This window comes from Aliivibrio wodanis, from assembly GCF_052920805.1.
On the sequence record NZ_JBREXA010000001.1, the window covers coordinates 1468718 to 1480346 of the forward strand.

The following is an 11629-nucleotide window of genomic DNA, read 5'->3' on the forward strand; positions in this document are numbered from 1 at the left end:
TCAATATGCGTAAATGATAACTTACTTATCTATTGGGTCTTGTTTATAGTTTCTAAAGTGAAGATGAGACTCTATTATCAACTCAACAAGTTAATGATTGGGTATCACCGTGGATTTAGATAAATATAAAACGATTAACGCTGCAACGAAGCAAGACAATGAAAATTTTAATGCTATTCGTTGCAATACAGTATATCGACCACAATTACATATTACGCCACCGTATGGATTATTAAATGATCCAAATGGATTTTGTTATTTTAATGGTGAGTATCATTTATTTTATCAGTGGTATCCATTTGGTACTTTTCACGGAATGAAACATTGGATGCATTTAACATCGAGTGATTTATATTCTTGGAATGAACATGGAAGTAAAATAACTCCAGTAGACAAATACGAGTCACATGGTGCTTATTCTGGAGCGGCTTTTGTTGAGGATGGTTCTGCGTATTTATTTTATACAGGTAATGTAAAAAATGGCGAAGAGCGTGATGCAAATCAGTGTATCGCTATTTTAGGTAAAGATAATCAAGTGACAAAATCAGAGCACAATCCAATTATAAAGTCGTTCCCTAAAGGGTATACGGGTCAGGGCAACCGCATGAGTGGTTAAATTTTAACCTCTGAGAAAAAACCTGCCGTTAAAACAGATTCAAGCATTGAAGTATTCATCATGCATCGCTTTTGTTTACCCACGATACTCAGTTTTGTGGGCTCAGCTCTGAGCATGTTCAAGCTCATGTGTCGTAAGCAGGAAAGGTTTTCGGCACCATTATCTTTGAATATAGAGCAAGCATCTTCATTCATGCTGACATCGAGTACCCAGTGCATTGATTCGATCCCCCAATGCTCTCTGACCGCCACTGCTGCTTGCTCTGCACTTAATTCTTTTGAGCTAATGTAATAACGATATTCTAGACTGGGCTGTTTTCCTTTAATGGCACGAAAGCTTTCAATCATGATGATACTTTTTAAGCCTTTCCAACGAGAAAAGTTACCTTCTAGAGCTGTACTTGGTAATACATAACTTTGACGTGATTCAATACGGCCATGACCTTGCTCAAGGTTAATGAGTTTGTTTACTGTAGAGCGTTGATTTGAAAATGCTTTTTCAACAGATTTGCGTAGCGAGCCTTGATTGTTTTTTACTGCTAATAAGTAGTCTGCGCCCTTATCTATTATGACTTTGGCTATTGCCGTTTGGCATGCCATGGCATCAATAGTCACTAATGCGCCTTTAATATCAAGCATCTTAATAAGCTCTGGAATAGCTGTTATTTCATTACTTTTTTGCTCTGTTTTTAACTGCCCTAAAACCAATTTGTTTGAAGAGGCGTAAGCACTCACCATATGGATAGTACTTGAGCGGTCGTCTCGATCATAAGAGCCACGAAGTGTCTTGCCATCAATAGCAACGACTTGGCCTTGAGTTAAAGAATGCACTGAAGACATCCAAGAGACGAAGCATTGATGAAATTGCTCTGGTTCAATATTTGAAACAATCCTAGCAATCGTATCATCGACAGGAATGTCATTTAAAAACATACCATTACGTTCAAACCAAGCGTGATGACCAAGAATGTATTCTCTAATATCAAACCAGCCTTTTGCTCCTGCAATAACAGCACACATTGAGCCGAATAGAACTTCAAAAAGGCAATAGGTTACTTTTGCACCTTGTCTTTGGTCTGTTATTTCATGAAAGTGTTCTTTAAAATGGTCAATGTGCATCGAATTCTCCTCGTTAAAGGAGGTATATGATCACAGGTAAATCTGATCGTCAAATCGATCGTTTAATTGATTAAAAAACATTCGTGATCTTGCCCTGGTATACGGGTCATGTAAGAGATCCCAAAATCATTAAAGACGGTGATGTTTATTACATGCTGCTTGGCGCTCAAAGAGAGGCTGATCTAAAAGGTTCTATTATTGTTTATAGCTCTGATAATTTGCTTGAGTGGGCATTGAAAGGGGAGTTATCCATTGATATTGATGCTGATTTTAATGAAGCCTATATGTTTGAATGCCCTGATTTACTAGAGGTCGATGGTCAAGATGTACTTATCTTTTCTCCACAAGGGATTTCACCAAAGCAAGAGCGATTCCAGAACCGTTATAACGTGGTGTATTGCATTGGTCGGATTGATTGGGCATCACTAACATTTACTGTAACTCATTGGGATGAACTTGATCGAGGGTTTGACTTTTACGCTCCACAAACCATGAACAACAACCCAAATGAGCCAACATTAATCGCATGGGCGGGAACGGATGGTGATTTACCATCAGAGCAATACGGTTGGGTTAATTGCTTAACCGCACCAAGAAAACTGTCGATTAAAGAGAATAAGCTATACCAAGAATTAGAACCGATTAATGAGACTAAATTGAATTCGGTATTAGTAAATTTAAATATAAAGACTGAGAGAATAATTAAATTAGAGTCATTGTCATTTTTATTAGATATTGATTTTAGCCAAGCTGAAAATATAGCAGTGGTTATTTTTGACGACTTTAATAATGAGTTTTTATTTACGGTTGATAATGAAAGTAAACAACTAACACTAGACAGATCAAATTATGATCATAATGAAAAAGAGTATGAATTTGGATCAATTCGTTCTTGTTCATTAACTGAAAAAAGTAAAAATCTGACATTATTTTGTGATCAAAGCATTATCGAAATATTTTCAGACCAAGGACGTAATGTATTTACGTCACTGTTTTTCCCATCAAAAGGAAACCAATACTTAAAAATAACTTTTGATGAGCCTGCTGAAATAAAAGCAACCCTACAATATGTGAATGGAATTTAGGTATAACACTATGAATTATGACGCTATTACCAATGAGATACTCGATAGTATCGGTGGAATCGACAACATAAAAAACGCAGAGCATTGTGCAACACGCTTACGTTTAATCTTAAAAGACAATGATAAAGTTAATGTTGATGAAGCCAAAGCGATTGAACAGATCAGCGGTTATTTTTATCAATCAGGCCAGCACCAGTTTATTATTGGCACAGGTAAAGTTACTCACGTTTACAATGTACTGAAGCAGAGACTGGGTGGTACAGCTGAAGGTGGTGATTTTAAGCAAGACGCTTTCTCGGACATGACTGCAAGCCAAAAAGTGGTTCGTACTTTAGCTGATATTTTGGTTCCATTAATCCCAGCGCTAGTGACTACAGGCTTGCTAATGGGATTACGTGGCATGCTTCTGCATTCAGGTGTGGAATTTTCACCTGAGCTATTGGCACTGTTTAGCATGTTAACTGACACTGCTTTTGCCTTCTTACCAGTATTGATTGCTTTTTCTGCCTCGAAAAAATTTGGTGGTAACCCAGTTATTGCGATAGTGGTTGGCTTGATGATGGTTGCACCGCAACTGCCTAACGCATGGGCAGTAGCAAGTGGTGGCGCAGAACCGATGATGGTCACTTTATTTGGACTCTCTTTCCCATTAGTCGGTTATCAGGGCACAGTTTTACCTGCTATTTTTGCTGGTTGGTTTACCTCTTACCTTGAACGTAATCTGAGAAAGTTTGTTCCAACGAGTATGGACTTGATTGTTACGCCATTTATGACCATCACCATCGCTATTGTGGTTATCTTGTTTGGCTTTGGTCCTTTACTACAAAGTATTGAGCATGGTTGTACATCATTGGTACGTTTGGCGCTTGATCTTCCATTAGGTATTGGTTACATCTTATATGGTGCTTTCCAACAAATGATTGTAATCACCGGCCTACATCACGCGTTGGGTGTGATTGAAATTGGTTTATTAAATGACACAGGACTGAACCCGTTACAACCATTAGGTACAGCGTCTATGGCGGGTCAATTTGGTGCAGCAATTGCGGTAGCGACACTGTTGAAGAACAAACAGAAAAAGAGCAATGCGTACGGTGCATCAATGTCGACACTGTTTGGTATTACAGAGCCACTACTGTTTGGTGTAAACCTTCAATATGGCAAAGTCTTTATCTTCGGGATGGTTGGTGGTGCAGTCGGTGGTTTGGTTACTTATGTATTAAATATCAGTGCAACAGGTATGGGCATTACCTTTATTCCAGGTATCTTATTGTACTCACACTCACTGACTGCGGTATTAGGATACTTAACGGTAATTGCGAGTGCATTTGTTACTGCCTTCATGTTAACTAGAATTTATAACCCGATTAGAAGAATAAAATAGTAGATTATAAATCCCCTTATAATCCTGTTATTACTTGCCTCGATGGTTTGCCGTTGGGGCCTTTTTGTACGAGTGAAGATGAATATGAATAAAGTTTGGTTAACGGGTGATGCCGTGGTGGATCTGATCCCAGAAACAGCAAATACCTATTTGAAATGCCCTGGTGGTGCTCCAGCGAATGTGGCGGTGGGTGTTGCTCGTTTAGGTGGTGATTGTGCTTTCTTTGGCCGTGTTGGAGAAGATCCATTAGGCCGATTTATGCGTGAAACATTAAGCTCTGAAGGGGTAGATGTCACTCATCTTCAGCTTGATAAAGCGCAACGAACCTCTACCGTGTTGGTTGATCTAGATGACACCGGTGAGAGAACCTTTACTTTTATGGTAAAACCGAGTGCTGATCAGTTTGTTGAAAAATCGGACGTGCCTTCTTTCTTGGCGGGTGAGTGGTTGCATACTTGTTCAATTTCATTAGCTAATGAGCCAAGCCGAAGCTCTACATTATATGCTCTGGCAGCTATTAAATCTGTGGGTGGTTTTGTTAGTTTCGATCCTAATCTACGTGATGAAGTGTGGCAAAACCCATCAGAGATTAAAGATGTCGTGATGAAAGCGGTCGCATTAGCAGATGTGGTTAAATTCTCTGAAGAAGAGTTATTGTTTTTAACTGATACAACGGATTTACAGCAAGGTTTAGCGTTTATAGAATCACTGAATATCCCATTAGTAGCGATCACTTTAGGGGCTAAAGGCGCATTAGTTGTATTTGATGGTAAGCAACAAGTTATCTCAGGCATCTCTGTTGATGTTGTAGATACAACCGGTGCCGGTGATGCGTTTGTATGTGGTCTTTTAGCGCAATTATCTCAGCACGTTGAGTGGGATAATATTACCGTTATCGAGAAGGCCGTTTGCTGGGGAAATATTTGCGGTGCATTAGCAACAACTCAAAAAGGGGCGATGACCGCACTTCCGACGCAACAATCATTATTCGAATTAGAAGGTATACGATAGTTTGTTAGTCCGTTACACTGCTCAGACATTTTGGGCAGCTTAAGGATAGGATATGCACGCCATTTTAAAAATTATTACTGATTTGATTAATAAGCATTTTATGGCAATCAATGCGTATATTTTACTGTTATTGACAAGTGGTTATGTACTGCTTAGTTGGGTTGGGCTTATTATCACAAATGAAGCCCATTTAACTGATAATATCGCTAACTTTTTATACTATTTAGTGACTACAAGCAGTACGGTTGGTTATGGAGATTTAAGCCCAGCAACCAGCAGTGGTCGTTTATTTTCAGCCTTATTTATTATTCCATGTGGTGTGGGGTTATTTGCATTGTCCGTTGGACGAATTGCGGTTTTTTTTACGGACTTTTGGCGTACGAATCGAAGAGGAAAACAAAATTTGAACATAGAAAATCACATCATTGTTATTGGCATTAATAGCGCTAGAACACCTCATTTACTAGAAATGCTAAAAAGAGAAGAGAAAGGTCGTCGTGAAGTGGTGGTGGTATCTTGTGAGTATGAAGAATCTCCATTTGATTCAAGCACTCATTTTGTTCGAGTTAATTCATTTACTGATGCGTTAGAAATGGAACGTACAAACCTAGCGAAAGCCAGTGCGGTCATTGTAGATACCGATTTGGATGATGTAACGTTAACAGTTAGCTTGTTTGTTGCAGAGCAGAACAGTGATGCTCATTTAGTTGCTCATTTTGAAGATCCGATTAAACGTAATTTATTGCACAAATATTGTCCTAATTCTGAATGCATTTCATCACTTTCTACTGAATTAGTTGCAAAATCGGTGATGGATAAGGGTTCAAGCTTTATTCATTCTGAGCTAGTTAGTGCACATGAAGGTCAAACTCAATATTCAATTGAAGTACCAAGTGATCTTGAGAGCTTTACTCTTGAATCAATATATTCTTCATTTAAAAAACAATATGAAGCTATCATTATAGCGGTGCAGCAAAAAGATCAAGGCTGTAAAGTAAACCCAAGTTTAGAGACACAATTAGCCTCTGGTGATGTGGTTTATTACATTGCTGATGAGCGTATTATGGACCTTGATTGGCAGAAAACCATAAATAATTAAAGGTTATTGATGGTTTTATAATAAGTCTGTTGCACAACGCTTTTCTCAAGATTAGAATACGAACGATTTTCATTTGATAGGAAAGTAAACGTGTCCCGTATTTTAGTGGTCGATGACGACATAGCGTTGTGCAATTTATTGCAAGAAGTTTTACAAGATGAAGGCTATGATGTTGATTGTGTCCATTGTGGTGAAAGTGCCCTAGAGTTTATCCAGAGCCATTCAGTTGATCTTGTTTTATTAGATGTCATGCTTCCCAAGCTTGATGGCTATCAAGTGGCACGCCGTATTTGTCAGCGTTTTGCTACCCCTATTCTTATGCTCACTGCTCTAGGTGATGAAGCGTCTATGCTTGATGGCTTACAAGCTGGTGCCGATCATTTTATTGCCAAACCTTTTAATGTTCCGGAATTACTGGCACGTATTACTGCTATATTACGTCGTGTAGGGTTAGAGCGTCAGCGTCAAAATTATGTGGGTGCGACAGAAGATTTGGCAGAACAATTCTTGCGGTTACCACTGACTGAAACAGAATCGGAATTACTGCAATATTTGATTAAGAATGCCGATTTAGTGGTCTCTAAGTCTGATTTACAAATTAATATACTTAAGAAAGAGCTGTGTCCCTTTGATCGAAATTTAGATATGCACATCAGTAATATTCGTCGTAAGCTCTTGAAGTCAGGTTTATCTAAACAGCATATAAAAACGGTGCGCGGTCGCGGATACAGTTTTATTAAAGTCGTTCATGAGTAATAAGTCATGAAGATTATTTGCTGGCTTAAAATTTGCCCTTCTTTATTTTATAAACATAAAAACGGGTTAGCATTTCGTCTGTTTAGTGCTTTTGCTACCAGTTTATTTCTAATCATTTCCTTACAAAGCTTAGCTGAAATAGCATTAATGAAATCTATGCTGCGTGTCCCCTCTTCAATCCAAGAAGAAATGTTGGATTTAGCCAATCAAGCAAATATATTGATTGCAGAAGGCGATATGGATGAATTAGCTGATTGGGGCAGAGCGCAAGAATATTATCTTTTTGTTTTAGATAAGAATAAACACCCAATTACGCATCGCGACATGCATCCTCATTTTGAATTTAAGCTCCGGTATTTACGTCCATTAGATACTCAATTGGATAATGAAGTGAATCGTCCCATTATTGGTATCCCATTAGATAATGGTTTGACTATTGTGATTCAAATGCCGTATCAACAGCACCCTGCAAATGATTTTCCATTTTATTTTGGTATTATTAAGCTCGTTATTTCTGCATTGATTTTAGGTTTGTTCTCTTGGGTTATTGCTCGCTATTTACAGCAGCCTTTAGATAAATTACGAGCCGTTAGTCATAAATTATCTCAAGGTGATTTTGAGGTAAAAGTAAGTGATGAGATTGGGCACTCTGTTCGAGAGTTTAGCGAGTTGGCTCATGACTTTGATAATATGACACATGAGATTCACTCCTTAGCTGAAAAGCAACAGCGATTGATTCGCGATGTTTCTCATGAATTACGAACGCCATTAGCTCGACATAACTTAGCGCTGCATTTACTAAGAAAGAAAGTAGACAGTGAACATCAACATTTATTAGATAGATTAGAAAATGAATCTAATGAAATGAACACATTAGTTGGTGAGATCTTAGAATTTAGTCGTTTGGAGAGTGCTCGGTATTCAGCAAAACTAGAAGCGGTCACGCTAGACAGTTATAGCAGTGCTCAAATTGCTCAACGCCAAGTAGATTTAAAACCAAATCAAACGTTAAGTATGCAATGTTCTACGACTATTCCAATAATAATGGCTGATCCACGCTTGGTGACTCGCGCGATCAGTAACTTGATTGGTAATGCGATCAAATATGCTGGTGAAAATGCGATGATTCAGGTTGTCGTAACACCATACACAGAACAAGGTAATGAGTATGTTGCGGTGATCGTAGAAGATGATGGCCTTGGGATCCCAGAACACCAGCTATCAGATATATTCTCCCCATTTACCCGTTTAGAGTCAGCCAGGGATAAGCAATCCGGTGGCTATGGTTTAGGGCTTGCGATAGTTAAAGAAGCTATGTTAGTGATGAAAGGTAAAGTGAAAGCTGAGAATAGAAAAGAGGGAGGCTTAAGAGTTTCACTGCTATTTAATGTATGAAGCTAATTTCTCTTGTTAAGTGTATTTATTTATATAGGTGTATTTTTATATATAAGATGATGAAATCACTTCATATTTTATAATAGATAGGCAAATACCAATATCTTTACGAATGCAAAGAATGTAAATTCAATTGCAAATAATAACGATTATCATTTATATTCCATCTCAGAATTTAATCACCCGTTTATTAATAAAAGATTTGGAGATAATGGAATATGTTTTCTAAAAGTCAGTTGGCTCTTGTTATTGGCGCAGTTTTGTCTACCCCTCTTGCTTACGCTGAAACAGACGCATCAACCACTGATGAGCACATGGTCGTTACTGGTCGTGATTACGGTTATAAAGCAGACACAAACTCAACGTCAATGCGTATGGAAGCAACGCAATTAGAAACTCCTGGACAAGTAACTGTTATTGATGAGCAAATCATTGATGAACAACGTGCGAGTACACTAGGTGAAGTGTTGAAGAATGACTCAAGTATTTCAGAAGGGTCTAAATCAACAAACCGTGAACGTTTTTATCTACGTGGTTTTGAGCTAAGCAGCAGCTCAAGCTTCTTACGTGATGGTGTTCAACACTGGTCTCATTATCGTCAACCAATTGAGTTATTAGAACGAGTCGAAGTCGTTAAGGGGCCAGCAGGTTTACTTTACGGTAAATCGACACCTGGTGGCTTAGTGAATATGATTTCTAAAAAACCAACGTATGAAACGCAAGTAAATCTTAGCCAAGATATCGGTTCAAATAATTCAACTCGTACCATGGCTGATATTAGTGGTGCATTGAATGAAGACAAAACATTGCGTGCTCGTGTTGTTTTATCTGAAGAACATAAAGAGTCATGGCGAACTCGTTTTGATGGTACTGCCGTTGAAACTGATCGTACTGTCGGTGGTCTGTTTGTTGATTATGATATTAATGACGACATTATGTTATCTGCACACTATGACAGAACTAACGAGCAAGGCGATTTAGATAACGGTTCAAAAGTAGATACAACAACGGGTGAAGTCATTGATCCAAATACTGTGAAGGATCAACATTGGGCTGAAACTGATAACGATGTGGCTAACTATGGTCTGGGGCTTACAGCGAACTTGACTGACTCATGGTCTGTTAAAACGGGTATTAGTCGTCAGTTTTATGAGCGTCAACGTACAGAATCTGACATACATAAAGATGGTAGTGGCTATAAATCATCAGATCGTCATGATGAGTGGACATTCGATACCGCTTATGTTGATTTCACGGGGGATGTTGATGCTCTAGGTGTTAACCACCGTTTATTAGTTGGTGGTAATGGTTTGCATTATGACTACAAGCGTGAATACGACAAAACAACATCATGTACTACAGGTACAGATACGTGTAGTGACGGTTTTAATCGCCCAGATGATTTGAGTTCAAATAATGATACTGTTGGTTCTCATTCAAAGAGCCAACATTACGGAATTTATTTACAAGATTTAGTGACATTTAATGATTCTTGGCAATTACTTGCAGGGGTACGCTTTGCTGTTGATAAAACTGAAAGTAGCAAGGGTGTAAAAGCAGATTACTCAAATGTTCTTCCAAAAGTGGGTGCTATTTATCATCCTGCTGAAAACGGTTCTATTTATGCCGTGTACTCTGAAAGCTTTGAGCCAGTGGCAGATATTAACGATGAAGATGATGTTAACCACGGTAAAGAACAAGATCCTCAAAAAGGTCACTTATACGAGTTGGGTACAAAATGGGAATTATTAGATAACAGCCTATATGTATCAGGTGCTTTATTCCAAATTGTACAATCGAATATGCAAGTATCTGAAGACTTAAAGGATGGAACAGATCGTACAAGAACATCACAAGTTGGTGAGCAAGTTCATACAGGTATTGAGTTAGCAGCAACAGGCTATGTAACGGAAGCGTTCTCATTAAGTGCATCAACCACTATTCTCGATGCTAAATATGAAAATGATCCAGCGCTAGAAGGTAAAACACCTGCAGATGTACCTGAGTTTAGTGCAAGCATTTGGTCGCAGTATGATTTCAACAATGGCACAGGGATTAACCTTGGTGTTTACCATGTAGGTGAGCGTTACTATGATTCTTCAAACGAGCTTAAGAAAGACGCATATACACGAGTAGATATGGGTATTTCTCATACTATTAAATATGATGAAAATTTAGATTTTGTCGCACGATTTAATGTAGAAAATTTATTAGATACTGATTACCTAGCCGGAGGTAGTACTAGTGGTGTAGTGGTTGGTGAAGGCCGAAACTACATGGCGACACTACAAGTTAAATACTAATTTAGCGCATTAAATATAAGGGAGGCTTCGGTCTCCCTTTAGTGCGTTTATTTGAATGTAAATTTTAAGAACATAGATAGTTAAGATAAAAAATATGAATATTCTAAAAGCCAGTATTGGATTAGCGTTAGCTACTGTAATGACCTCAGCTCAAGCCTCTACGCTTGATCAAGCTCGATCTATCGAGAATAAATCAAATACAGCTTCAGCAGTTAGCCAAAGCAAAATTGATAAAAGCGCAGAAGCCACATTGACCTATAAAGCAGAGATCGAACAACTGCAAGAAGAAGTGAAAAATCTTGCGGTTTATCGTAATCACTTAGCTGGCTTGGTGAATAGTCAACAACAAGAGATGACAAATTTAAACAGCCAAATTGAAACCATAAAAGACACTCGTCAAGGCGTAGTGCCGTTGATGTATAAGATGCTGTCAGGTCTTACGGTATTAGTTGAACAAGATAAACCAATCAAGATTTCAGAACGTACCTTACGCATCGAAAAGCTTGAGCATATGATGACAAGAGCCGATGTTAGTGATGCTGAAAAATACCGCCGTATTCTGGAAGCGTATCAAATTGAGATGGATTACGGTTCAAAGTTGGGAACATACCAAACTCAAATTACGGTTGAAAATGATGAACTAATCGATGCCGATATGCTGCATCTAGGGCGTGTATCTTTGCTTGCTCGTCGCTTAGACTCTTCGCAATACTGGAGTTGGGATACTTATAACAATCGATGGACATTATTGGATTCATCATTCAATGATGAGTTAGCAAAAGCCTATTCAGTGGGTTATAAGCAAGTCGCGCCAAGTTTATTAACTTTGCCTGTTTCTCTATCACTGAAAGAGGTGAAATAA

General features: G+C 38.4%; 10 protein-coding genes. 9 read left to right on the top strand and 1 reads right to left on the bottom strand.

Features of this window, described 5'->3' with window-relative positions:
- The first annotated feature begins 109 nt into the window (after nucleotides 1-109).
- Nucleotides 110-616 carry a glycoside hydrolase family 32 protein gene (locus ACU5DF_RS06640; protein ID WP_446712276.1) on the top strand — a complete coding sequence of 169 codons (507 nt, stop codon included), beginning with the start codon at nucleotides 110-112 and terminating at the stop codon, nucleotides 614-616.
- Here ACU5DF_RS06640 and ACU5DF_RS06645 read toward each other — a convergent pair.
- The gene (locus ACU5DF_RS06645) at nucleotides 613-1734 is read right to left on the bottom strand and encodes an ISAs1 family transposase (protein ID WP_446711344.1); all 1122 of its coding nucleotides are present in this window, start codon (nucleotides 1732-1734) and stop codon (nucleotides 613-615) included. The genes ACU5DF_RS06640 and ACU5DF_RS06645 overlap by 4 nt on opposite strands.
- A gap of 83 nt (nucleotides 1735-1817) precedes the next feature.
- On the opposite strand from ACU5DF_RS06645, the gene ACU5DF_RS06650 reads away from it, so the two are divergent.
- The 8 genes from ACU5DF_RS06650 (at nucleotide 1818) to ACU5DF_RS06685 (ending at nucleotide 11629) form a co-directional block, all read left to right on the top strand.
- Complete coding sequence (locus ACU5DF_RS06650) at nucleotides 1818-2819, top strand: glycoside hydrolase family 32 protein (RefSeq protein WP_446712277.1); 1002 nt, start codon at nucleotides 1818-1820, stop codon at nucleotides 2817-2819.
- A 10-nt stretch (nucleotides 2820-2829) separates the two neighbouring features.
- Nucleotides 2830-4203 (top strand): PTS transporter subunit EIIC, encoded by a 1374-nt coding sequence (locus ACU5DF_RS06655; protein ID WP_446712278.1) that lies wholly within the window; start codon nucleotides 2830-2832, stop codon nucleotides 4201-4203.
- A gap of 84 nt (nucleotides 4204-4287) precedes the next feature.
- On the top strand, nucleotides 4288-5214 hold the full coding sequence (gene cscK, locus ACU5DF_RS06660) for a fructokinase (RefSeq protein ID WP_446712279.1): 927 nt from the start codon (nucleotides 4288-4290) through the stop codon (nucleotides 5212-5214).
- Nucleotides 5215-5266: 52 nt separating this feature from the next.
- On the top strand, nucleotides 5267-6313 hold the full coding sequence (locus tag ACU5DF_RS06665; protein WP_446712280.1) for an ion channel: 1047 nt from the start codon (nucleotides 5267-5269) through the stop codon (nucleotides 6311-6313).
- A 90-nt stretch (nucleotides 6314-6403) separates the two neighbouring features.
- The gene (locus tag ACU5DF_RS06670; protein ID WP_446712281.1) at nucleotides 6404-7069 is read left to right on the top strand and encodes a response regulator transcription factor; all 666 of its coding nucleotides are present in this window, start codon (nucleotides 6404-6406) and stop codon (nucleotides 7067-7069) included.
- A 6-nt stretch (nucleotides 7070-7075) separates the two neighbouring features.
- A complete protein-coding gene (locus ACU5DF_RS06675) occupies nucleotides 7076-8464 on the top strand; it encodes a sensor histidine kinase (protein ID WP_446712282.1) in 1389 nt (462 codons plus the stop codon).
- 218 nt (nucleotides 8465-8682) lie between these two features.
- A complete protein-coding gene (locus ACU5DF_RS06680; RefSeq protein WP_446712283.1) occupies nucleotides 8683-10767 on the top strand; it encodes a TonB-dependent siderophore receptor in 2085 nt (694 codons plus the stop codon).
- Nucleotides 10768-10861: 94 nt separating this feature from the next.
- On the top strand, nucleotides 10862-11629 hold the full coding sequence (locus tag ACU5DF_RS06685) for a DUF3450 domain-containing protein (RefSeq protein ID WP_446712284.1): 768 nt from the start codon (nucleotides 10862-10864) through the stop codon (nucleotides 11627-11629).

What these genes read in the sequence shown, in the direction of transcription:
- ACU5DF_RS06645 (WP_446711344.1), bottom strand. Translation starts at nt 1,734, where the DNA reads ATGCACATTGACCATTTTAAAGAACACTTTCATGAAATAACAGACCAA.
- ACU5DF_RS06655 (WP_446712278.1), top strand. Translation starts at nt 2,830, where the DNA reads ATGAATTATGACGCTATTACCAATGAGATACTCGATAGTATCGGTGGA.
- cscK (WP_446712279.1), top strand. Translation starts at nt 4,288, where the DNA reads ATGAATAAAGTTTGGTTAACGGGTGATGCCGTGGTGGATCTGATCCCA.
- ACU5DF_RS06665 (WP_446712280.1), top strand. Translation starts at nt 5,267, where the DNA reads ATGCACGCCATTTTAAAAATTATTACTGATTTGATTAATAAGCATTTT.
- ACU5DF_RS06675 (WP_446712282.1), top strand. Translation starts at nt 7,076, where the DNA reads ATGAAGATTATTTGCTGGCTTAAAATTTGCCCTTCTTTATTTTATAAA.
- ACU5DF_RS06680 (WP_446712283.1), top strand. Translation starts at nt 8,683, where the DNA reads ATGTTTTCTAAAAGTCAGTTGGCTCTTGTTATTGGCGCAGTTTTGTCT.
- ACU5DF_RS06685 (WP_446712284.1), top strand. Translation starts at nt 10,862, where the DNA reads ATGAATATTCTAAAAGCCAGTATTGGATTAGCGTTAGCTACTGTAATG.